Source organism: Roseibium sp. (assembly GCF_965233565.1).
Taxonomy (GTDB): Bacteria; Pseudomonadota; Alphaproteobacteria; order Rhizobiales; family Stappiaceae; genus Roseibium.
The window spans coordinates 5,817,386-5,841,120 of record NZ_OZ247494.1 but is presented as its reverse complement, the minus strand read 5'-3'; the positions used below and the strand labels follow the sequence as shown (position 1 = coordinate 5,841,120).

Annotated in this window: 18 protein-coding genes; 7 read left to right on the top strand and 11 right to left on the bottom strand. The window is 60.0% G+C overall.

The window, feature by feature from the left end:
• Window positions 1-50: 50 nt before the first annotated feature.
• The 4 genes from ACO6TG_RS26610 to ACO6TG_RS26595 form a co-directional block, all read right to left on the bottom strand.
• Window positions 51-3,158, bottom strand: coding sequence for an efflux RND transporter permease subunit (locus ACO6TG_RS26610; protein WP_422375966.1), 3,108 nt, complete (start codon window positions 3,156-3,158; stop codon window positions 51-53).
• Between the two features lie 32 nt (window positions 3,159-3,190).
• The gene (locus ACO6TG_RS26605; protein WP_422375965.1) at window positions 3,191-4,285 is read right to left on the bottom strand and encodes an efflux RND transporter periplasmic adaptor subunit; all 1,095 of its coding nucleotides are present in this window, start codon (window positions 4,283-4,285) and stop codon (window positions 3,191-3,193) included.
• A 5-nt stretch (window positions 4,286-4,290) separates the two neighbouring features.
• Entirely contained in the window at window positions 4,291-4,860 is a 570-nt protein-coding gene (locus tag ACO6TG_RS26600; protein ID WP_422375964.1) for a TetR/AcrR family transcriptional regulator, read from the bottom strand.
• Between the two features lie 149 nt (window positions 4,861-5,009).
• Window positions 5,010-6,734 (bottom strand): EAL domain-containing protein, encoded by a 1,725-nt coding sequence (locus tag ACO6TG_RS26595; RefSeq protein WP_422375963.1) that lies wholly within the window; start codon window positions 6,732-6,734, stop codon window positions 5,010-5,012.
• A 77-nt stretch (window positions 6,735-6,811) separates the two neighbouring features.
• Between ACO6TG_RS26595 and ACO6TG_RS26590 the strand changes: the two genes are divergently transcribed.
• A complete protein-coding gene (locus ACO6TG_RS26590; protein WP_422375962.1) occupies window positions 6,812-7,711 on the top strand; it encodes a sugar kinase in 900 nt (299 codons plus the stop codon).
• A gap of 175 nt (window positions 7,712-7,886) precedes the next feature.
• Window positions 7,887-9,059 (top strand): hypothetical protein, encoded by a 1,173-nt coding sequence (locus tag ACO6TG_RS26585; protein WP_422375961.1) that lies wholly within the window; start codon window positions 7,887-7,889, stop codon window positions 9,057-9,059.
• Window positions 9,060-9,391: 332 nt separating this feature from the next.
• On the opposite strand, the gene ACO6TG_RS26580 is transcribed toward ACO6TG_RS26585, so the two are convergent.
• Window positions 9,392-11,179, bottom strand: a complete 1,788-nt coding sequence (locus ACO6TG_RS26580) for an ABC transporter ATP-binding protein (RefSeq protein WP_422375960.1) — start codon at window positions 11,177-11,179, stop codon at window positions 9,392-9,394.
• A 119-nt stretch (window positions 11,180-11,298) separates the two neighbouring features.
• Entirely contained in the window at window positions 11,299-13,080 is a 1,782-nt protein-coding gene (aspS, locus tag ACO6TG_RS26575; protein ID WP_422375959.1) for an aspartate--tRNA ligase, read from the bottom strand.
• Window positions 13,081-13,381: 301 nt separating this feature from the next.
• Between aspS and ACO6TG_RS26570 the strand changes: the two genes are divergently transcribed.
• Both ACO6TG_RS26570 and ACO6TG_RS26565 read left to right on the top strand, forming a co-directional pair.
• On the top strand, window positions 13,382-13,720 hold the full coding sequence (locus ACO6TG_RS26570; RefSeq protein WP_422375958.1) for a hypothetical protein: 339 nt from the start codon (window positions 13,382-13,384) through the stop codon (window positions 13,718-13,720).
• The gene (locus ACO6TG_RS26565) at window positions 13,717-14,010 is read left to right on the top strand and encodes a hypothetical protein (protein WP_422375957.1); all 294 of its coding nucleotides are present in this window, start codon (window positions 13,717-13,719) and stop codon (window positions 14,008-14,010) included. Before ACO6TG_RS26570 ends, ACO6TG_RS26565 begins: the two co-directional genes overlap by 4 nt.
• Here the strand turns inward: ACO6TG_RS26565 and ACO6TG_RS26560 are convergent.
• Window positions 14,007-14,633 carry a ParA family protein gene (locus ACO6TG_RS26560; protein ID WP_094074488.1) on the bottom strand — a complete coding sequence of 209 codons (627 nt, stop codon included), beginning with the start codon at window positions 14,631-14,633 and terminating at the stop codon, window positions 14,007-14,009. The genes ACO6TG_RS26565 and ACO6TG_RS26560 overlap by 4 nt on opposite strands.
• Window positions 14,634-14,777: 144 nt before the next feature.
• On the opposite strand from ACO6TG_RS26560, the gene rnd reads away from it, so the two are divergent.
• Window positions 14,778-15,962, top strand: a complete 1,185-nt coding sequence (gene rnd, locus ACO6TG_RS26555) for a ribonuclease D (protein WP_422375956.1) — start codon at window positions 14,778-14,780, stop codon at window positions 15,960-15,962.
• 200 nt (window positions 15,963-16,162) lie between these two features.
• Here the strand turns inward: rnd and ACO6TG_RS26550 are convergent, their stop codons facing one another.
• The 4 genes from ACO6TG_RS26550 to ACO6TG_RS26535 form a co-directional block, all read right to left on the bottom strand.
• Window positions 16,163-17,683 (bottom strand): exopolyphosphatase, encoded by a 1,521-nt coding sequence (locus tag ACO6TG_RS26550; RefSeq protein WP_422375955.1) that lies wholly within the window; start codon window positions 17,681-17,683, stop codon window positions 16,163-16,165.
• A 1-nt stretch (window position 17,684) separates the two neighbouring features.
• The gene (locus ACO6TG_RS26545; protein WP_422375954.1) at window positions 17,685-19,907 is read right to left on the bottom strand and encodes an RNA degradosome polyphosphate kinase; all 2,223 of its coding nucleotides are present in this window, start codon (window positions 19,905-19,907) and stop codon (window positions 17,685-17,687) included.
• Window positions 19,908-20,038: 131 nt separating this feature from the next.
• The gene (locus tag ACO6TG_RS26540; protein WP_422375953.1) at window positions 20,039-20,719 is read right to left on the bottom strand and encodes a hypothetical protein; all 681 of its coding nucleotides are present in this window, start codon (window positions 20,717-20,719) and stop codon (window positions 20,039-20,041) included.
• A 4-nt stretch (window positions 20,720-20,723) separates the two neighbouring features.
• Window positions 20,724-21,821, bottom strand: a complete 1,098-nt coding sequence (locus tag ACO6TG_RS26535) for an AI-2E family transporter (protein WP_422375952.1) — start codon at window positions 21,819-21,821, stop codon at window positions 20,724-20,726.
• Between the two features lie 173 nt (window positions 21,822-21,994).
• Between ACO6TG_RS26535 and purM the strand changes: the two genes are divergently transcribed.
• Both purM and purN read left to right on the top strand, forming a co-directional pair.
• Window positions 21,995-23,071 carry a phosphoribosylformylglycinamidine cyclo-ligase gene (gene purM / locus ACO6TG_RS26530; RefSeq protein ID WP_422375951.1) on the top strand — a complete coding sequence of 359 codons (1,077 nt, stop codon included), beginning with the start codon at window positions 21,995-21,997 and terminating at the stop codon, window positions 23,069-23,071.
• Window positions 23,068-23,715: a phosphoribosylglycinamide formyltransferase gene (purN, locus tag ACO6TG_RS26525; protein WP_422375950.1), complete on the top strand. Its 648-nt coding sequence runs from the start codon at window positions 23,068-23,070 to the stop codon at window positions 23,713-23,715. The genes purM and purN overlap by 4 nt, the downstream gene beginning before the upstream one ends.
• Window positions 23,716-23,735 lie beyond the last annotated feature (20 nt).

The following is a 23,735-nucleotide window of genomic DNA, read 5'->3' as shown; positions in this document are numbered from 1 at the left end:
TCAAAAAAGGCGGCTCATGGCCGCCTTTTCCGGAAGTCGAGATATGCCTCTCATTCGGCAGGAGCCGTGTTCCCCACTTGCAAACCCGGCTCCGTGCCCGCCTTTTGTCTTTTTGGCGGCCTCACCCGGAAGAACAGGGCGTAGAGCACCGGTGCTGCGATCAGGGTGAGCACCGTTGCAAAGGCCAGGCCGCCCATGATGGTCACCGCCATGCCGCGGAAGAAGGCATCCGACAGGAGCGGCGCCATGCCAAGGATGGTGGTAATCGCCGCAAGCATCACCGGGCGCATACGCGAGACACTGGCCTCGACAATCGCTGCATATTTCTCCCTGCCCTCACGGATCAGAAGGTCGATTTCCTCCAGGAGAACAATCGCATTCTTGATCAGCATGCCGGACAACGACAGGAAACCGAGCAGCGACATGAAGCCGAAGGGCGTGTCGGTGGCAAGCAGGGCAATGGCAACACCATTGATCGACATCGGCACCATCAGCCAGATGATCAGGGGCTGACGGACAGAACCGAACAGCAGGATCGAGATGATCAGCATCACTAGGAAGCCGAGCGGCAGCTGGGCTCCAAGCGACGCCTGCGCGTCATTTGTGCTCTCGTATTCCCCGCCCCATTCCAGCGCGTAGCCCGGAGGCAGACGGATGGCTTCGATCTGGGGCCGGACCCTTGCAAGCGCCGCAGAGGCGGTTTCCCCTGCCGTGGTTTCGGCCTTCACGGTCAGCGTTCTTAAGCGGTCGCGGCGATGGATCAGCGTATCCTGTGGCTCCATCACGAATTCGCGCACCACCTGATCAATGGGCACGTAGCGCCGCTGATTGCTGCTCCACAAGAGCGAGTCGGAAACGCTTTCATTGACCGACAGGCCATCAAGCCCTGCCCTGCGGGCGACGATCGGAATGCCTTCATCGACGTCCCGGTAGGAGCCGACCCGCACGCCTTCAGTGGCAAATTGCAGGGCAACGGAGAGTTCCTCGCGGGTCACGCCGGAGATGCGGGCACGGTCCTCATCGAAGATCGGGCGCACCACAAGCTCGCGCTGGCGCCAGTTGGTGTTGACGTCGGCCAGCCGGTTCTCCGGCAGGGCGAAGATCGCCTGGGCCTCATTGCCCAGCCGTTTCAGCACATCCGCGTCGGGACCCGAGAAACGCGCTTCGATCTTGGCGCCGCCACCCGGCCCGAAGACCAGGCGTTTCGTGATCACCTGGGCAGATGGAAAGCTGTCGGCGAACGCCCGGCGCAAATCCAGCGCGAGCATGTCGATGTCGTCCCGGCTTCTTGTGCGAACGATCATGTGACCATAGGCCGGGTTGGCGTCCTCCGGAGAATAGGTCAGCATGAACCGGGTGGCGCCGCCACCGGCAAAACTGGTGACCGTCTCGACCCGCTCATCTTCGAGAATGAGCGCTTCCATGTCCTTCAGGTCGGCTTCCGTGGCCCGGATATCCGTGCCCTGGGGTGACCAGTAGTGGATGTAGAAAATCGGCGTGTTGCTGTCCGGAAAAAAGGCCTGCTTGACGTTGCCGAAGGCCATCACGCAGGCAACGGTGATGCCAATCAGCGCGGCAACGGTCAGAAGACGGACATGCAGCGTGCCGACCAGGAAGCCTCTGTAGATCTTGTAGAGAATCCCCTTGTAGGGATCGTGATCCTCCAGGTTGCCGGTCGCCGTCTTGAAGAAATACTTGCCGAACAACGGCGTCACCGTGATGGCAAATACCCAGGACAGAAGCAGCGAAATCCCGATCACGGCAAACAGCGAAAACAGAAACTCGCCGGTCGCATCCGGCGACAGACCGATGCCTGAAAACGCCATGATGCCGATCACGGTCGCGCCGAGCAACGGCCACATGGTCTGTTTGACCACCTTGCTGGCCGCCTCGATCGCCCGCATGCCGCGCTGCATGTTGATCATCATGCCTTCGGCCACGACGATCGCGTTGTCGACGAGCATGCCCATGGCAATGATCAGCGCCCCGAGCGAAATCCGCTCCATCTCGATGGCGAAGATGCGCATGAACAGAACCGTCGCCATGACCGTCAGAAGAAGCACGGTGCCGACGACCAGCGCAGCCCGCCAACCCATGAACAGCGCCAGCACGCCGATGACGATCACCACCGAGGCCGCCAGGTTGAAAATGAAGCCGTTGACGCTTTCATCGACGACAATGTTCTGCTCGTAGATCGGGTGGATCTGCATGCCGACCGGCAACTGCGCTTCGATCTCGGCCAGCTTTTCGATCACCCTGGCGCCAACCTCGACGATGTTTGTGCCGTCCACCTGCGACACACCGATGGTGACGGCCTCGTGGCCGTCATGCCGGATGAGCCGGTTGGGCCGCTGAGGCTCGCCCAGTTCCACTGTTGCTACATCCGACAGGCGGATCATCGCCGTCGACCCCGGACGGCCGATAACCAGGTCCTGGATGCCGCGGTAGTCATCAAAGGCGGAAGCTGTCATCAGGCGGATGCGCTGCTGACCGGACACCGCCGAGCCGTTGGTCTGGATGCGGTTCTCCGCATCCAGAACGCCGATGATGTCGGTAAAGGAAATGCCGAGACCCGCCATCTTGTCCTGATCGACATTCAGGTAGATGACATCCTCCGGTTCGCCGGCAACCTCGACCTTGCCGACACCGGGAACTGTCAGCAACTCCCGACGGATGCGCTTGACCGTGTCGCGAATGTCCCGGTTGGTATAACCATCGGCGGTAAAGGCATAGAAGAGCCCGTAGACATCGCCGAAATCATCATAGACCAGCGGGGTGCCCGCCCCGGCCGGCAGATTCCGGACCTCGTCATTGACCTTCCGGCGCAGTTCATCCCACACCTGCGGCAGTTCGGTGCCGTCATAGGTCGGTTTGATTTCGACGCTGATGCGCGACAGGCCAGGTTCGGACACGGACGTAATCAGATCCAGCTGGGGCATCTGCTGGATCGCCGTCTCCAGGTTTTCCGTGACCTCGTTTTCCACCTCGGCGGCTGTCGCGCCGGGATAGCTGGTGATCACCTGTGCCTGTTTGATGGTAAAGGCCGGGTCTTCCAGCCTGCCAACGGTGGTCAGGCCCCACAGACCGCCCAGAAGCGCCATAAGGACGATCATCCAGGTGTTGACCGGCTTTTCGATGGAGTAGCGTGCAATATCCACGATATCTGATCCCTGTTTTGTCCGGACCCGGATCAGTTCAAACGGCGCACGACCTGGCCGTCGCTCAAGTAAGCGACACCGGCAGAGACGATCTCGTCACCCGGTTTCAGGCCTGCGCGCACGGGGATGTAGTCGCCCATGATGGTACCGATTTCCACGACCTGTTTCGAAACGGCACCGGTATCCTCTGAGAATTTCCAGACATAGGCAGCACCGTCACCATCTACGCCAACGGCGCCGGTGGGCACCAGGAACTGCTCGCCAAGTTCCAGGCCTTCCGGCAGGAATTTGACGATCACGGAGGACGTCATACCCGGAAACAGCTGCCCGGCGTCTTCGCGTGGCATGGCCAGCGTTACACGATAGGTCTGGGTGATCTCGTCGACCTGGCTTGAATGCTCGCGATAGGTCAGCGGGAACAGCTTTTCGCCATAGGCCGGGAACTTGGCCTCAATCGACGCGACCTCCGATTCCGTGACCCGCCCGAACAGGGCTTCGGCGACATTGATGTCGACCTGTACCTCGGACACATCATGCAATCTGACAACCGGTGTGCCGACGCTGACAGTTGTGAAGTTGTCGATCAGGCGGTTGGAAACGATGCCGTCAAAGGGCGCCTTCAAAGAGGTATATTCCAGGTTCTGCCTGGCTTCCTTCTGGTCCTCAAGGGCAAGATCATAGGTGTTGCGCTGCTCGTCATAGGCGGACTGCGAAATCACGGAGCGGTCTCGCAGGGTCTCAAGCCGATCCAGCTCGCGCTTGGCCTGTTCAACGCGGAACGTTGCCTCGCGCAGGGCGCGGTCATAATCCGTCGTATCGAGCCTGGCGATCAGATCGCCCTCCTTCACCTGCTGGCTTTCCAGAACCGGAAGCTGAACCAGCCGGCCGGGAACCTGGAAAGACAGGTTCACGGTCTGCACGGCCGCGATCCGGCCGGCAAACCGCCGCTCCAGGAGACCGATCTGGTCCGTCACGGTGAAGATTTTTGCCGGTCGGGGCGCCGCATGCAGCGCCGCCTCCGCCTCTGCGACCGGGTCGACGGCGTTGTCCTGGCACGCTGCCAATAAGGCGGTGGCCATCAGAATACCGGTGAAGCGTCCGGCCGAGGCCAGGTTCATTGCCAACATCTTTCTCAGTCCCGATGTTCGAATTCGGACAGGCGGCTGCGGAGTTCTTCAAACACGGCAGCCTGTTCATTCTCGTTGAAAATAGCGACACAATGGGCTTCTGCGAAATGCAGGCCCTCAAGGCTCGCCCAGATCGCCCAGGCTCTACCCACTTCCGGTGTCTCGTCCTGGATCGCCGCCTTCAACCGCGCCTTCACATCCATGAAAGGCTCGCTCAGGTCCGGCTTGGCGGCCGTGGTGGCCAGCATGGCGCGCGCAAGATCCCGGTTCTGCTTCAACCAGCCCTCGGTGACATCGATCATCGCACTCAGGGTCGGACAGGGCGAAGACAGGTTCTGCGCACGCGCCGCGATGACTTCCGCTTCGAACTGGCGGCCGAGATGCTCCACCATGCCGGTGATCAACGCATCCTTGGTCGGAAAATTGTAGAGCACACCGCCCTTTGAAAACCCGGCCTCTTCCGCGACCGCATCGATTGTCAGCGCGGGCGCACCGGCGCGCCGGATGAGATCCAGCGCAGCGTCAAGAATGCTTGATTTGGAGTCTTGCGCCTTGCGCGCGGGTCTGGAACTCATATGACTTTACCGTCTGGTCAGTACAGTTGCCGCGCCTTCTAAACCGTCCAGCCGGTACAGACAAGCTGTAAAAAGAGGCAATCGTCGTTTTCCGCAGACACTCGGTTTGCGGAAAACGGTTCAAAACGGTTGGGGTAATTAAGACCGGATCAGGCGGCTGCGTTGGCCATTGCCGCTTCGTTGGCCGCCTGTTCGGCGGCTGCGGCTTCGGCTGCCAGCCGTGCGCGCTCGCGCGCGTCTTCCTCAGCGCGTTCGGCGAATTCGATGAACTCGTTGGCGGGCATTGGAGCAGCGAAGAAATACCCCTGGGCCGCGGTCACGCCAAGTTCCAGAAGCCGGTCGATCTGTTCTTCCATCTCGACGCCTTCGGCAATGATGCCCATGCCGAGATTGTCGGCCAGTTCAACCATGGAGTCGACAATGGTCGTGGAGTTGTCGTCCGACCCGATGGTATCGATGAACATCTTGTCGATCTTGATGATGTCGACACCGAGCTTCTGCAGATAGGCCATGCCGCCATGACCGGTTCCGACGTCGTCGAGTGCGACCCGAACACCAAGCGCCTGCAGTTCGGCGATGATCTTGCGGGCCAGCTCCATGTCTTCCAGCGGATGGCGTTCCGTCACCTCGACCACGATCTGCTGGAAGGATATTGCGGATTTTTCGAAGATCGACTTGATGTCCGAAATGATTTCCCGATCCAGGAAATGGCCGGCGAACAGATTGACCGACAGCTTCAGATCCGGGTTCTCGCCGTAGAGTTCGCCGATTTCCTCCGAGGACACGCGCATCATATGCCGGGTCATGTCGAAGATATGACCATTGTTCTCCGCGTAGGCCATGAACTGTCCGGGGGAGACGATCATGCCGTTCGGACGTCTCCAGCGCATCAGGATCTCGCAGCCACGCAGGCGGCCGCTTTCGATGTCCATGACAGGCTGATAGTAGGGAATGAACTCGCCGTTGCGGATCGCGGCGACAAATTCGTCGTCCGCTTCCCGTTCCGGCCGCCAGGACAGCCAGACACCGATGGCGACAAAGAGAACCGCAATGCCCGCACAGGCAGCAACGGCAATTACCTTCAGGTCCTGGACCACCTGCCCTGCGGCAGAGGCCGGTGCCGTCACCGTGGCAACAAGCGGATAGAGCTCCGACCTGACATCGACGGTGAGGATTTCTGACGGGTCGCTGGCCTCGGAGTTATAGCCGCCGACCGTGTACCACAACAGATTGTCGCCGAGACGCAATTCGGTTCTGCGGTAGGACCGCAGGTAGTCCGGTCCCGGATCCATCGCGATCACAGCGGGAGTGACTTCGGCAAACAGGCGGCTCTGGTTTTTCAAGTCCCAGCTGATGACTGCGGCCCGCACGCCCAGATAGGACCTTTCCAGCATGCCGATACCGACCAGCGGACCGTCTTCGCGGATCGGCGGCAGGATCACTTCCCCGGCCAATTCCCGATCCGGAAATACGCACATGCGCTGTCCGGCTGCATCCGCCAGCCCGATGGCGTCGATCATGCCATGTTCCAGGATCTGCTTTTCGTAGATCACACGGTCTGCGGCATTGCAGGTTTGGACATCATCCCGATCCAGGCGCTGCAGCAGGGAAACGGTGGTGCTGATCGCCTCCTCCGCGCGATGAACCGTTGCCTGGCCCATGCCTTCCATTTCGGTAATCGCACGACGTTCAGCATATTGATTCAAAATGATATTGATCGCGAACAGCGGCGTGGTCGCCAGCACAAGGGCGATCAGAACGGTTTTCGCAAAGCCTAAATACCGGAAGGACAAGACAAGGGCCTGTTCGTGAATAAACTCTTTCTGAAGATGGCTGAACTGGGTAAACAAGGACTGAAGATTCAGCTGTTTCATTCAGATCAAAGCGGTGGCAGGCACGCTCATGTTCGAATGCCGCAACACCAGAGGAATCAGCGTCCCGGGAGGATTTCATGCAGGCATTGTTCATCGGTCAGGCCTATATCGACGTAACCTTCTTGACCGATCGCCTGCCAACCGGCGACGAGAAAGCGATAGCCAACGACTACGCGATCAGCTTTGGCGGCAACGCTGTCACCGCAGCTTTCTGTTGCGCCAAGCTGGGCGGCAAGCCGGATCTGCTCTGCTCCCAGGCTGATGACTGGCTGTCGCGGATGTTCCTCGATATGGCAGCTGCCTATGGCATTTCGATCCACGGCAGAAAGGTGCGCGAGAGTTCGCTGTCCTTCATCATGCCCAAGGGTGGCAAGCGCGCTATCGTGCGTTGCCGGGACAATGAGTTCCTGCATCCCTTTCCACCATTGACCCTCACCGGCATGAAAGCGCTGCACCTCGACGGGCACATGCCGGATGCCGCCCTCCACTACGCCGCCACCTGCAAGAACAATGGAATTTTGACCTCACTGGACGGCGGCGCCGTGCGCGAGAACACGGACGAATTGCTGGAACATATCGACATTGCCGTCGTGTCCGAGCGCTTCTGCGAGCAGCTCGGCAAATCGGCCGGCGAGACCCTGGCGTATCTGCGCTCGAAAAACTGTCCTGTGGGCGCTGTCACGCTCGGCGAACAAGGTGTGGTCTGGTATGAAGCAGGTGGCCCCGACAAGGTCCTGCCCGCTCTCGCTGTTCCTCTTGACAAGGTCGTGGATTCCAACGGGGCCGGCGATGTTTTCCACGGCGCTTACATCGCCTCTTATCTTCACTGGCCCGAACACAGCTGGGATCAGCACTTCCGCTTTGCCCGTGGTGCATCAACCCATGCGATCCAGCATCTGGGCAATGAAGCCAGCCTGCCGACAATTGAAGACATCGAACGCGCAAGCAGTGCTTACCCGGAAAAGAGTGCGGCCTGACCTGAATGCCAATCCCGCTCATCGCAACCGGACTTGCCAACAGGCTGTTCTGACAAATTGTGATGCAGGACACATCTTGTTCGTACGGAGCGTCTAAACCTTGCTTCGGCTTTCACCTTGCCTCCCTCTGGATCTTCAAGCAGAGTGGAGGCACCTCTATTCATGGAGATTTTCAATGAAATTTGTCCGTTCGCCCCGGATTGCCGCCGGCCTGACGGCCGCCGTCAGCCTGATCGCACTGCAGGCCACCCCTGCCCTTGCGTTCGACCCAACGGGAAATGACGTCGCCGACGCCTTTCTGACCCTGCTGGATGCCCAGGAAGGCACCGTTGAAAGCTATAGCGGTGTCGACGTTTCCGGCGACACCGTCACCATCAACGACGTTGTTGTGACCCAGGACGGCGAAGACGGCCGCGTGACCATTGCTGCAACGACCCTGACGAACGGTGCTGTTCAGGACAACGGCCGGCTCAAGCTGGGTGGTCTTGACCTTGAAAGCCTTGAACTGAACGCAGATGACGGCGGTCTGAGCCTTGCCAGCCTGTCAGTGACCGACCTGCTGCTACCGTCTCCGGCCGAGATGGAAGCCGACACGCCGCCGGTGGGCCCCGGTTACAAGACGCTTGAAGCAACATCGATCGAGATCCGCGACGAAGACGGCAAGGTTGCCGACATCACCAAGATCTCCTCCTCCATCGATGGCATGGACGGCGATCTGCCGACCGGCGGCCAGTTTGCTGTCACCGGCGCGACCGTGGATGTCACGCAGCTGGAAGCTGACGAAAGCAAGACGCTGACCGATCTCGGCTACCAGACGCTGACCGTCGATCTTGCCGGATCTGCCAAGTGGGATCCGGAAGCTGCGACCCTGGTTGTCCCGGAGCTGAAGATCGACGCCAAGGATGCCGCCAAGCTGTCCCTGTCGTTCTCGCTCGGTGGCGTCACCCGTGATGTAATTACCCAGCTCAACGACAAGTCGGACAAGCCGGAAGAAGCCATGGCGCTGCTTCAGAACGTCACCGTCGACAATGCCAAGATTCGGCTGGACGATGCATCTCTTACCGGGCGCATCCTTGATCAGGAAGCAAAAAAGGCGGGTGTCGAGACACCGCAATATGTCGCCGGCATCACCGGCAGCCTGCCGATGATGCTTGGCATGTTGCAGAACAAGGAGCTTGAAGGTCAGGTGGCCCAGGCTGTGACTGAATATCTGAACACGCCTGGTTCGCTTCAGGTTGTTGCTGCTCCGTCGGCGCCGGTCCCGGTCTCCCAGATCATGGGCACGGCCATGCTGGCACCGCAGATGATCCCGCAGATCCTGGCCGTCGGCATCACAGCCAACCAGTGATCTGACGTCACAATGACCAGGAAAGCCCGGACAAGGTCCGGGCTTTTTTCGTTTGCAGAGATCGCTGGCCAGGACATGTTCCAGCCAATTGGCGCGTTCTGCCGGAGCCGTTTTGGTTCAAGATCAAGGGAGCTGACGAAGAGCGTGCTGGCGGCACGGTCGAGACAGCTTTTGCAGGCATTGGGCCGAACGGGCCCGCCCCGTCAGGTTTGTGTCTGGCAGACGCCTGCTTTATCGGCCGCTTGTCCACAGACCCGCAATGAGCGCCCCCCCTCGTGCAGCCGACCTCGCAAGACCTCAAACAGGATGAGCCAATTTGGCCGAAAAATGCACTAGGCCGCGGCTTCCTTGCGGTTCTGGAACTGAAGTTCGCACAGGCGGCGATAGACACCGTCATGCTCGAAAAGATCGTCATGCGAACCGCTTTCGATCAGGTGCCCCTTGTCCAGGACATGGATCTTGTGTGCATGACGAACGGTGCTCAGCCTGTGGGCGATCACGATGGTTGTGCGACCTGCCATCAGCGTCTCGAGCGCCGCCTGGATCTTTGCTTCCGATTCCGCGTCAAGCGCCGAAGTTGCCTCGTCCAGGAGAAGGATGGGCGCATCGCGCAGCATGGCCCTTGCGATCGCAATGCGCTGCCGCTGTCCACCGGACAGCCGCCCGCCGCCCTCGCCTGCCAGGGTCGCGTATCCGTCCGGCAGCTCCTGGATGAAGTCGTGTGCGTTCGCTGCCCGAGCAGCCGCCTCGATCTCGGCCTGCGTGGCGTCGGGTTTCCCGACCGCGATGTTGTCGCGAACGGATATGTTGAACAGATAGGATTCCTGCCCGACATAGGCGATGTTCCGGCGCAGCGTTTCCATCGATACGGATTTGATCGCTTGTCCGTCAATCGCGATCTCGCCCGACTGCGGGTCATAGAACCGCTCAATCAGGGCAAAGACTGTCGACTTGCCGGCCCCGGAGGCACCAACAAGGGCCGTTGTCTTTCCGCCTTCCGCCGTGAGCGTCAGACCTGTGAGTGCGGCGCCCTCGCCATAGGAGAACCGGACGTCCTTCAGGACAACGTCGCCGCTCTTGACCGTCAGGGCGGGTGCGTTTTCGATCTTGACCAGGTCCGGCTGCTCGTCGATCAGTTCGTACATCAACCTTGCACCGACAATCGCCTTGCTCAGATTGACATTGAGCCTGGCAAGACGCCGCGCCGGGTCATAGGCCAGCAACAGAGCCGTGATGAACGCGAAAAACGCGCCCGGGTCCTTGCCCAGCTCGACCACCGAATAGCCGCCGTAAAAGATCACCAACGCGATGGCAAAGCCACCAAGCGTCTCCATCAGGGGAGACGTCCGTGCCGTCAAAGACGCAATCTTGTTGGACTGGCTCTGCACCTCGGCAACAGCGCCCGCCATGCGCTTGTGCATGGCCGGTTCCATGCCGAAGGCCTTGACGATCCGGATACCGAGCACCGTTTCCTGAAGCGTCGCGCCGATCTTGGCGTTCGAGACAACCTGCCGCTTGGCATAGGTCTTGACCCGCTTCACCAGGAAACCCACGCCGATCACGATGGGCGGCATGATCACCAGAGCCAGAAGGCTCATGATCGGATCCATGGAAATCAGAACGACTACAAGACCAATCAGGGTCAGGATGTCCCGGCCGAGGCTCAGCACCAGCATATCTATGACATTGCGGGCGCTGGCTGATCCCGTGTTGACGCGAATAGCCAGCTCCGGCAGCGACATACGGTCGAAATAGGCCTGGTCCTGTTCGGTCAGGCGCCTGAACAGTTTTTTCTGCAGGTCGGCGACGATGGCATTGCCCACCCGCGACAATACCACCATCTGGCCGTAGGTCGACGCGCCTTTCAACGTGAAGATCGCGATCACCGCACCTGCGATGGCGTAGATCATCGCCTTGTCGCGATTGATGAAGACCTCGTTGATGATGTCCTTCATGATCCAGGCGCTGGCAGCGGTTGTTGCCGCGACCAGGCCCATGAACACAAAGGCCAGCGCGTAGCGCGGGATATAGGTCCGGATGTTTTCGCTCAGCAACCGCTTGACGGTCTGGACGGTGCCGTCCTGATCTTCAAAGACCTGCCATTTTGCAGGGTTTAGCACGAAGCATTGCCTTTCATCAGAGTTCTGTTCCCGGCATGAAAGAGGCCAGCAAAGCCGGCCTCCCTGCCCCTTTCAGGAAGGGGTATCCGTTTCTGGTCCGCAGCCGCAAGGGCCCCAGTTTACGCTTCCGGCAGGTTCAGCCGCAAATGCAAATCGCGAAGCTGAGCCGCCGTCGCCTCGTTGGGCGCCCCCATCATCAGGTCTTCGGCCTTCTGGTTCATCGGGAACAGCATGACCTCACGAATGTTGGCCTCATCTGCGAGCAGCATCACCATGCGGTCGATACCGGCCGCGCAGCCACCATGCGGCGGGGCGCCGTACTGGAACGCGTTGACCATGCCACCGAAACGCTTGTCGACTTCCTCATTCGGGTAGCCGGCGATTTCAAAGGCCTTGTACATGATTTCCGGCTTGTGGTTCCGGATCGCGCCGGAAACCAGCTCGTGACCGTTACAGGACAGGTCGTACTGATAGCCAAGAACGTCAAGCGGATCGCCTTCCAGCGCTTCCATGCCACCCTGGGGCATGGAGAACGGGTTGTGCTCGAAGTCGATCTCGCCGGTTTCCTCGTCCTTCTCGTAGATCGGGAAGTCGACGATCCAGGCAAATTCGAACCGGTCCTTGTCGGTGTGGCCGAGTTCTTCGCCAATGATGACACGCGCCTTGGCGGCCACGGCCGTGAACTGCTTCGGCTTGCCACCGAGGAAGAACGCCGCGTCGCCCTCTTCCAGGCCGAGCTGCTGGCGGATGGCTTCGGTGCGTTCCGGACCGATGTTCTTGGCGAGCGGGCCCGCGGCTTCCGTCGAGCCGTCCTCGGCCTTGCGCCAGAAGATATAGCCCATGCCCGGCAGACCTTCGCCCTGCGCGAACTTGTTCATGCGGTCACAGAACTTGCGGCTGCCGCCCTTCGGCGCCGGAATGGCGCGGATTTCCGTTCCCGGCTGCTCCAGCAGCTTGGCGAAGATGGCAAAGCCGGAGCCGGCAAAATGCTCAGACACGATCTGCATCTTGATCGGGTTGCGCAGGTCCGGCTTGTCGGTGCCGTACCAAAGCGCACTGTCTTTATAAGAGATCTGCGGCCAGGTGCGGTTGACCGGACGGCCGTTGCCGAAGCGCTCGAAACAGCCGGCAATCACCGGCTCGATCGTGTCGAAGATCTCCTGCTGCGTGACAAAGGACATTTCCATGTCGAGCTGGTAGAAGTCCGTCGGCGAGCGGTCGGCACGCGGGTCCTCGTCGCGGAAACACGGCGCGATCTGGAAATACTTGTCGAAGCCGGAGACCATGAGCAGCTGCTTGAACTGCTGCGGTGCCTGCGGCAGCGCGTAGAATTTGCCCGGATGCAGGCGGGACGGCACCAGGAAGTCTCGCGCGCCTTCCGGCGAAGACGCCGTGATGATCGGCGTCTGGAACTCGTTGAAACCAATCTCCCACATGCGGTCGCGCAGATCGCGCACGACGTTGGAGCGCAGGATCATGTTGTTGTGCAGCTTTTCGCGGCGCAGATCCAGGAAGCGGTACTTCAGGCGCACCTCTTCCGGGTAGTCCAGCTCGCCGAACACCGGCAGCGGCAATTCTTTTGCCGATCCAAGCACTTCCATGTCGCGGATGAAGACTTCGACTTCACCGGTCGGCAGGTCCTTGTTGACCGTTTCCGGTGTGCGCTGTTTCACGTTGCCGTCAATGCGGATGCACCACTCGGAACGAACGGTTTCAGCCAGACCAAACGCGGCCGAATCCGGATCAACCACACACTGGGTGACGCCATAATGGTCGCGCAGATCAATGAACAGCACCCCGCCATGATCTCGAACCCGGTGAACCCAGCCGGAAAGACGGATGGTCTGGCCTTCGTCGGACAGACGGAGATCACCGCACGTGTGACTACGGTAGGGGTGCATTCTAAATCCTCGGTATTCTTCTTGGCATAGAAAATCATTACGGCCCGCCGGAGGCAGGCCGTGTCGGGCTGCACAAGCCATGTTGCGAAGCGAAAGTCAAGGGAGGGGCTTGCGGGAGGCTTGATCGGGCGCCGATTGTTTCCGGCTGTTGCCTTGCTGCCCGTTGGTGTTTTAGTGTCAGCGGCGCTACATCTCTTCTTGCTCACCGCAATCCGGTGCATCTTCCCGACGATAAGCCGTTTAAACGCCCCGTATCACAAATGTAAGACCACTGTCTTTCCCAAATGGTCTGAGACTGATCATGAAACTGGATCTTACAATCACCGTGAAAGAGACGAAGGTCAGGATTTATTCCTACCACGATATCTCCGACCCCTTGAACGAAAACATAGATATCTTCGTCAGCGTCGGCGGCAGTGTTTATGGCGGTACCGTAATCTCTCTAGAAAATGTCCGCCAGCTGATGATGAAGCCTGACCTGCCAGATTACTTCTATGTTTCAAATAGCATTGTTATTTCGATACTTACGCCTGAAACAATCAGCAATGCGGTCAGGGAAATGATCGAAGAGGACGACCTGGAGTATATTTTTTGCAAACAAATTGCCATTTCCGGCGCTTCCGGAGCAGAAACGGAATGACGAAAGAAGCTGTTTCCGCGAAACTTCGCGACACGCTGCTGGCACTGGAAAACGAGACCGAGATTGTGCTGGCGACCACGAATGTGAATCGCGTTGCCGATAGACTTTGCAATGCCGTTTCGGAAGAAACACCGGTCCCGGCGATCAGCGCCAGCGAGTGGCAGGCTCTGCGCGCCTTGATTTTTCTCGCGCTTGAGGACGATAAGTTTTTCGATCGGGAAATGCCCACCCTGACCGGGCTCACCGCTAAAGAGTTCAGACAGTTGGCCGACAGGTTGCCTGCCGGCTAACTGTCTACCGCCTGCAGCAACGGATGCCATTGCCCGCGGATCTCGTGTGATTTCGAATCCGAATAGTCGAAAACGCCCGAGCCGGCCGCCGCGTGACGGGCATAAAGAACCCGATCCGAAATGCGGGCCAGAAGCGGAAAGCCCTTTTTGGCGAAGGTCTGTTCAAGGTCCCCTACCTGAGTCGAACGCTTGTTGATGCGGTTGGCGACGACAAAGATGTCCGCCTTGCCCTTGCGCACCCGTTTGATGTCGGAAATGCCGTCGAGAAATTTCAGCGTCGCATCCCAGTCAAACGCAGAGGCCAGCACCGGTACGATGATGTCGGAGGCCTCGGCGATCAGGTTCTTGGCGAGCTCGGAGCGCAGACCGCCGGGACCATCGATGACAATTGCGTCGAGCTTCTTGTCCTTGTCGCCGATACTGTCTTCCTTGGTCCAGTTCAGACCTTCGATCGGTGTCAGCGATTTCGGGCGGCGCTTGACCCAGGAGAGCGACGACTTCTGGCGGTCGGCATCCGCCAGCGCAACATCTTCTCCGCGTGCGGCCAGAGCAACGGCGAGATTCGTGGCAAGTGTTGTCTTGCCGCAACCGCCCTTGGAGTTCACCACCAGTATCTTGCGCATTACCGCTCCCTTCGTCGACCACGTCTTTCCCGGCCACCGCCTCAACATAGGCGCACATTTTGCGCCTTTTCAAGAGTCGCTGCGCCGAAAATTACCATTTCGTGGCGACAAAGGGGCAGAACTCGGGTATAGCTGTGCGTCACCATGCATGTGATTACAAAAACAAAAGATCTCGCCGCTGCGTGCCAGCGCCTTGCCGCCCATGACTATGTAACCGTGGACACGGAATTCCTCCGTGAAACCACCTTCTGGCCCAAGCTCTGTGTCATCCAGATGGCAGGGCCGGACATGGCCTTCATTGTCGATGCGCTGGCCGAAGGGCTTGACCTTCAACCCTTTTTCGACCTGATGCGCGACGCCAGTGTGACAAAAGTGTTCCACGCGGCGCGCCAGGACATCGAAATCATCTATCATCTGGGCGAGCTTATCCCGGCACCACTGTTCGACACCCAGGTTGCGGCCATGGTCTGCGGCTTTGGCGACAGCATTTCCTATGATCAGCTGGTCTACAAGGTGACCGGTGCGCGCATCGACAAGTCGTCTCGCTTCACCGACTGGGCGCGTCGCCCGCTGACGGCGAAACAGCTCGACTATGCGCTCGCGGATGTGACCCATCTGCGCGATGCCTACCAGTTCCTGAAAGCCAATCTGGCGGAACAGAATCGCAGCCACTGGGTTGAAGATGAAATGCAGGTGCTCACATCCGTGACCACCTACCGCACCGATCCCGAACAGGCCTGGAAACGCCTGAAGCTGCGCGTGCGCAAGCCGGTCGAGCTGGCGGTCATGATGGAAGTCGCCGCATGGCGCGAACATGAGGCCCAGTCCCGGGATGTCCCCCGCAGCCGTGTGATCAAGGACGATGCCATCTACGAACTGGCTGCCCAGCAGCCGCAGGATACGGAATCGCTTGGCCGGCTCCGGACGATCCCGCGCGGGTTCGAGCGGTCAAAATCTGCCGACGAAATTCTGAAAGCCGTCAAACGTGCACTCGCCGTGCCGAAGAAGGACCTGCCAAAACTGCCCAAGGGGCGGCAGGCGCCTGATGGCTCGGCGGCAGCGGTTGACCTTCTCAAGGTGCTCCTGAAGCTCGTCAGCGAAGCCAACGGCGTTGCCGCCAAGGTGATCGCCACGGTCGACGACCTGGAAAAGATTGCAGCGGACGACAATGCCGATGTCGCGGCCCTCAAGGGATGGCGCCGGGAACTCTTCGGCGAAACGGCCCTGAAGCTGAAACGCGGCGAAGTCGCCCTCGCCTTCCAGAACCGGCAGATCGTTGCACTGGATCAACCGGTGCAGGGGGAAATGAAGACGCAAGCGGCGGAGTAAAGCTTTCGGGCTCTCGCCAGCGCTCATGGCTCCACCAGATACCAAGGCGTCATCATGAGGAGCGCGCAGAATGCGCGCGTCGACGGATCGGCTGACTGCACAACCGCAAATGGCCGATCCTGGGCGACGGACCTGACGGTCCCCCGCTGTTTCGCGGTGTCTGGTTAGGCTATTGCCCGGGATGCTGCAGGGCGCCGCCCCTACCCCGCCGACACCTCAACATCAACCTCAATGACCCGGGCCAGCTGACTGACCCGCTTGCGCAGACGGTCGCCATCCAGGCTTGCCAGGCCCTTGCCGAGTTCAAGTTTCAGGCCGTCACCGGTGTTCGATATACCGACCTGCGGCAGCATGCCGGCGATCGAGGCGCTCAACAGCGACGCAACACGCATGGTCGCGCCAAGCACCTTCGCCCGGATCCGCAGACGATCGGTGAACAGTTCCCGGATCACGGGCGACAGCGCGCCTTCGCGCAGGCCCTGGTGCCGGTAGAACACCGCCGCCGCCAGATAGGCGCGGCTGGCATGATCCAGCCCGACAAAGGAGGCGTTGGAAATGATGTTCAGGCTCTGCTCGCCGCGATAGTCCGGATGCGCCCGCCAGCCGATGTCCGACAGCAGGCAGGCCGCGTGGCGCAGACGGGTTTCATTGGCCGTTTCCTCGATGCCGAGTTCACCGAACAGCTTGTCTGTCCAGACAATCAGCTCTTCGGCGTGGTCGGGCGATCGTGCCCGCAAGGTGCAGAGTTCGCGTGCGGCTTCGATGACAGGGTCATGATCCTGCATGTCCTCAGGCAGCTTTTCATGCAGCAGCCCCTCGCGCACTCCGGTCGCCGAGAACACAAGGCGCTCGGCCTTCATCGACGTCAGTACCTGCTCCAGAACCACAGCGCCGATCGGCACAAGAGGACGTCGCTGTTTCGAGACGACTTCCGCCATCTCGATGCCTTCGAGATTGGGGACGGCGATCTTGCGACAGAACGCGATCGCCTCGTCAGCACTCATCTCGTAATTGTGCATCACGTGCAGCGGGTAATCATTCTGCATCAGGTGAAGGCGGCCGAGAGATCGCCAGGTACCTCCGACGGCGTAGAATGTCCGCTCACCCGGCACCAGGTCCGGCCACTCGTATCCCTGCAATGCCTGTTGGGTAATCTTCTGCGCCTTGGCGATCTTGCCGTCCGCTTCTTCGGACAGGCGCAAGCCACCAAGCGGAAACGTTGCGCCCGTTCCGGGTTTCTTGTCCGCGATCTCGACAAGTTCGAGGCTTCCGCCCCCCATGTCGCCGACGATACCGCGCGGCTGCCAAAAACCCGCAATCACGCCCAATGCGGAATAATAGGCTTCTTCGCCACCGTCCAGGATGCGTACGGGCGCTTCCAGCTGGCGCTCAACCTCCCGGACGAACTCCGGACCGTTATCAGCGTCACGCGCGGCCGCGGTCGCAACGATGTAGAGTTCCTGGCAACCGGTGTGTTCGATGAGGGCCTTGAACCGGCTCAGCTCTCCCAGTGCCAGAGACACGGATTCATCGGCCAGACGGCCGGTGGCGGCAATACCGCGACCGAGGCCCGCCAGAAGCTTCTCGTTGAACAGCATGGTTGGCGTGCGCGCCTTGCGTTCGTAAATCACGAGACGCACGGAGTTAGAACCGATGTCCACGACGGCAACCGGCCCTGTCCCATTGAGACGGCCACGTGCAGGCTTGAAATTCCCAGCCATTTTAGCCTCGTTTTTGCCGTTCCAGGAACGGCTTCGGGCGATCACTCTTCAAAGACTTGCCCCGGCCCGACAATGAGGGGTTCGTCATGAAATACTGGTGTGCATTGAACGGTTCTTCATTTGCGCCCGGCACAATCCGTTCATGGCTGCCATCGGCAAGGATGCGCCAGCTTTGTTGATTGTCTTTTAAATTCGCGACCATGATCTGGTCGAGCACCTGTTCGTGCACGGTCGCCGTCAGGAGCGGTGTCAGCACTTCCACCCGGCGGTCGATGTTGCGCGGCATCAGATCGGCGGAGCCGATATAGACATGGGCCTCCGGTGACGGCAGTCCCTGCCCGTTGCCAAAACAGAAGATGCGGGAATGTTCCAGGAACCGGCCGACAATCGACTTCACCCGGATGTTCTCAGACAGGCCGGGAATTCCAGGGCGCAGACAACAGATGCCGCGAATGACAAGATCGATCTGCACGCCAGCCTGGCTTGCCTTGTAAAGCGCATCGATGATTTCCGGATCGACCAGAGAATTCATCTTCATCCAGATCTGCGCCGGACGTCCTGCCCTTGCATGTTCGATCTCCGCTTCGGTCATTTCCAGCATGCGCTGACGCAGATTGACCGGAGACACCATCAGATGGTTGAGCTCCGCCGGCTGGGCATAACCGGTGATGAAGTTGAACACGCGGGCCGCGTCTTCCGCTATGCCCGGATCATCGGTGAAGAAGGACAGATCTTCATAGATCCGCGCCGTGATCGGATGGTAGTTGCCGGTGCCGATGTGGCAGTAGGTCTTCAGCTGGCCGTGTTCACGCTTGATGACCATGGAGAGCTTGGAGTGCGTCTTCAGCTCAATGAAGCCGAACACCACCTGCACACCGGCCCTCTCCAGGTCGCGCGCCCACTTGATGTTGGCGGCTTCGTCGAAGCGGGCTTTCAGCTCCACCAGGGCCGTCACCGACTTGCCCGCTTCGGCAGCTTCCGCCAGCGCCTTCACGATCGGTGAGTTGTTGGAGGTGCGGTACAGCGTCTGCTTGATGGCAACCACATCCGGGTCGCGGGCCGCCTGACGCAGATACTGGACCACCACGTCGAAGGATTCATACGGGTGGTGAACGATGATGTCCTTCTGGTGGATCGCCGCCAGGCAGTCCCCCCCATGTTCGCGGATCCGCTCCGGGAACCGTGCCGAATAGGGTTCGAATTTCAGATCGGAGCGCTCAAGGTCGACGATCTGTGAGAGGTTGTTCAGCGCCAACAGGCCATTGGCCAGAAAAATCTCGCTTTCGCCCACATCCAGGGCGTCGGCAACAAATTCCAGCAATGCGGGCGGGGTCGTGTCCTGGATTTCCAGGCGGATCACCGACCCCCGCCGGCGCCGTTTCAAGGCGCTTTCGAACAGACGAACGAGATCTTCCGCCTCTTCCTCGATTTCCAGATCGCTGTCGCGGATCACGCGGAAGGCGCCCTTGCCGCGGATCTCGTAGCCCGGAAACAGGCGCCCAATGAACAGGCTGACGACTTTTTCGATTGAAATGAAACGCGCCGCGCCGTCCGCGCCATTTGGCAATTGCACGAACCGGTCGACCTGGTTGGGAATGCGCAGAAGCGCGATCATGCCGCGGCCGCCGGAACTCGGCACCAGTTCGAAGACGATCGAAAAGCCCAGATTGGGGATGAACGGGAACGGGTGAGCCGGATCAAGTGCAAGCGGCGTCAGAACCGGGAAGACGTAATTGAGGAAATAGTCCTGCAACCAGTCCTTCTCGTCCGCGCCGAGCGTGTCTCCATGCAGGATCTCCACGCCTTTTTCGGCGATCTCGCGGCGCAGTTCGACCCAGATCTTCTGCTGGGAAGCCTGCAGGTCGCGCACGGCCTCGCTGATTTTCTGCAGCTGTTCGGTGGGTGTCAGTCCGTCATCGGAGAGGTTGGTGACATCCGCGCGCTGCTGGCCGCGCAGTCCCGCGACACGGACCATGAAGAATTCGTCCAGATTATTCGCCGAAATCGACAGAAACCGAACCCGTTCCAAAAGCGGATGATTGGCGTTCATCGCCTCTTCCAGAACACGCAGGTTGAACTGCAGCCAGGACAGTTCCCGGTTCATGAACCGGGCCGGCGATTGCGCAAGTCCGTCGTCGACGGTCAGGTCGGCCTGTTGCCCGTTCTGGTCGGGCGGCATCGTGGAAGCGGGCAGAATGGCAGAAAGATCAGGAGTTTCATTCATGGTGTCTTCCCTTCTTCCGACCGCTGACAGTCAGCGCCGCATGGCCGCCCAGAACTGCCGTGGCCTTTTCTAGCCGTCACTATCATGGACTCACAGCAGGTCAAATGACAGTTCTATGGCTGAACCGCCGATTACTGGCCTTTATGCACATTTTCCAGAACCCGGCCAGCCAGAGGTTTTGTGATCTTGACACGGCCCGCAAGTGCTTCCTGATCGATGGCTTCAACCGCACGCAAGGCAACTTCCAGCGACCGCTCCATGCGCACGACCAGGTAATCAACCACATTCAGATCCACGGAGATCTGACGGTCGGCAAAGAGTTTCACCAGGACCCGGCGCAGAAGATCATCATCGGGCTCCAGAATTTCCACCGGCGTTGCGGCTCTCAGCCGCGACGTCAGATCCGGAAGATTGATTTTCCAGCTTGCCGGCCAGGTACGGCTGGTGATCAGGACGGTCTTGCCGGCCTGTCTGGCTGCATTCAAAAGATGAAACAGGGCCGTGTTGTCGAGCCCCAGATGCGCATTTTCAATGACGGCGGCCGGGGCGGCGGCCAACCGCTCGACATCTGTTTCATGCAACTCCGGAGCCGCAAGGACAGCAGCGCCTGTTTCGTCCTGAAAGGCCCTGACAAGGTGCGTCTTGCCGGAGCCGACAGGCCCGGCCAGAACGACCACGGGCGACGGCCAGTCCGGCCAGCGTTCCAGAAGTTCGAATGCGGCCCGGTTGGATCCCCCAACCAGAAAGTCGTCCCGGCTCAGTGCCGCTTCATGTGGCAGGTCTAACGGCAGCTGGCGCGGAGGTTCCGCCATGGTCTTACTCTGATACGTGTTCGTCGGTGCCCGCAGCAGCGGGACGGGTTCCCCTGTAGACGGGGCTTGCGAGATACTGCCTCAGAGCAAAACGTGCAAGCACGCCAATCATTGCGGCCGCCGGAACCGCGACCAGCATCCCCACAAATCCAAAGAGATATCCAAAGGCAAACAGGGCGAACATCAAGGTGACCGGATGAAGCCCCGTGCTGTCGCCGACAAGCTTCGGCTGCAGGATGTTGCCTTCCAGGAACTGTCCGACGCCAAAAACGGCGGCAACCGCGATGATCCAGGGCCATTCCGGCCAGAACTGCACCAGAGCCACCCCGACGGAAAGGATCAGGCCAAGCCCCGCACCGACAAAGGGAATGAAGCTGACCAGCCCGGCCGCCATGCCGATAAGCAATCCGAAATTGAGACCGACCAGTGCCAGGGAAATGGCATAGAAGGACCCCAGGATCACGCAGACAGACACCTGCCCGCGCACGAAACCGGCAACAGCTTCATCCATCTCACGCGCCAGCCCCCGGATCTCCTCCAGATGATCGCGTGGCAGCCAGCTGTCGATGCGCGCCACCATACGGTCCCAGTCCAGCAGCAGGTAGAAGGCCACGACGGGCGTGATCACGAAGAGCGACAGGATCGACAGCAGGGCCTGTCCACCGCTCCACAAGGATTGCGCCAGCTTGCCGACAAAGGATGCCCCCTGACCGATCAGGTCGGACATGGAGGATTGCAGATCCTCTGGCTTGATACCGGCCACAGAGGCCAGGTCGGCAGGGAAATACTGAGACAGCAGGTCCTGAAGCTTGCGCACCAGATCCGGGAACCGTTCCAGAAAAAGGGCCAGCTGATTGCCGAGAAGTGGCAGCAACAGAATGAAGAACAGCACCAGGATCAGGATGAAGCCGAAAAGAATGGTCAGCGTTGCCCACATCCGCGCCATGCCCAGCTTTTCCAGCCGGTCACAGACCGGATCAAGCAGATACGCAACGGCCATGCCGGCGACAAAGGGCAGCAAGACGCCTGAGAACACGTAGAGGAACAGGCACAGGACAACGAGGGAAACCAGCCAGAACTGGACCTGACGGCGAAGGGTCATCGATGGTGCTCCCGGGCAAATTGAAGCGAAGCAAAACAGCTTCTCAGGACATGGGATTACCGTCCGGCTCGTTTCAAGTCCAGAGAAAGCGTTGGGTTTTGGGTCTTGTGTTCCGCCGCGCCAGACTGTAATCCGCGTTGGCACAGCCAACCGCACGCAGCTTGGAGTGCCTTATGAGCGAATCCTCTGGATCCAACGGTCTGACCTATGCCGATGCCGGGGTCGATATCGACGCCGGAAACGAATTGGTGAACCGCATCAAGCCGCTGGTCAAGGCAACCTCCCGTCCGGGTGCGGACAGCGATATTGGCGGCTTCGGCGGTCTGTTCGACCTGAAGGGAGCAGGTTTCAAGGATCCGGTGCTGGTCGCGGCCAATGACGGCGTCGGTACGAAACTCAAGATCGCCATTGAAACCGGCCAGCATCGCACGGTTGGCATCGATCTCGTCGCCATGTGCGTCAACGACCTGGTGGTTCAGGGCGCCGAACCGCTGTTCTTCCTCGACTATTTCGCCACTGGTGCTCTGGATGTCGAAACGGCGACCGATGTCGTCGCGGGAATTGCCGACGGTTGCAAACTGGCTGGCGCCGCGCTGATCGGCGGCGAGACCGCCGAAATGCCGGGCATGTATGTTGAAGGCGACTATGACCTGGCCGGATTTTCCGTCGGGGCTGTCGAACGGGGCGAGATCCTGCCGCGCAAGGATGTTGCCGCCGGCGACGTGCTTCTGGGACTGTCCTCTTCCGGCGTTCACTCCAACGGCTACAGCATGGTGCGCAAGATCATCGAGCTGGCTGGCCTGACATGGTCCGACGAGGCTCCGTTTGCCCCCGGCAAAAGCCTGGGCGAATGCCTGATGGAGCCGACCCGTATCTATGTGAAACCGTTGCTGGCCGCGCTGAAGGCCTCATCCGGCATCAAGGCGCTTGCCCATATTACCGGCGGCGGCCTGCCGGAGAACCTGCCTCGCGTGCTTCCGGACAACTGTTCGGCGAGGATTGACCTCTCCCGCATTGCGGCCCCGGATGTTTTCGGCTGGTTGGCCAGGACAGGCGGTGTTGCAGAACAGGAAATGCTGCGCACATTCAATTGCGGCATCGGCATGGTGATTGTTGTTGCCGAAGATGAAGCGGAAGCCGTCATGCGCGTGCTTCAGGAGCAGGGTGAAACCGTCACCGGCATCGGCCGGATCGTACCAGGCGCTGATGCACCGGTCGTCTTTGACGGCAGCCTGGGCCTCGGCGCATGAGCCGCAAAAAGACCGCCGTCCTGATTTCCGGTCGGGGCACCAACATGGGCGCCCTGATCTCTGCGGCCATGGCCCCGGACTACCCGGCAGAAATCGCTCTCGTGCTGTCCAATCGCCCCGACGCCAAGGGACTGGAACGGGCGGCCGAGTTCGGCATTCAGACTGCGGTTGTCGATCACACCGGCTTTTCCGGTGATCGGGAAGCCTTTGAACGCGAAGTCGATGCAGTCTTGAAGGCGCACAAGATCGAGCTGGTGGCACTCGCCGGCTTCATGCGCATCCTGACGCCATTTCTGGTCAATGCCTGGGCCAATCGGATGATCAATATTCATCCTGCCCTCCTGCCCTCCTTCAAGGGCCTTGCAACCCACGAGCGGGCGCTGGAGGAAGGCGTCAAACTGCACGGCGCGACCGTGCACTTCGTTTCCGCGGAAATGGATGACGGCCCGGTCATCATCCAGGGGGCCGTTCCCGTGCTCGACCAGGACACGCCGGAAACGCTTGGCGCACGTGTTCTGGACGTCGAACACAAGATCTATCCCAAGGCGCTTGCGCTGGTTGCCAGCGGGAAAGCGAAGGTCACCGGAGCACGGGTGACCAGCGGTGGTGCCGACGAATATGCCGGCGATCTGGTCTGGCCGTAACAGGGTCAAATTTGGCAAGC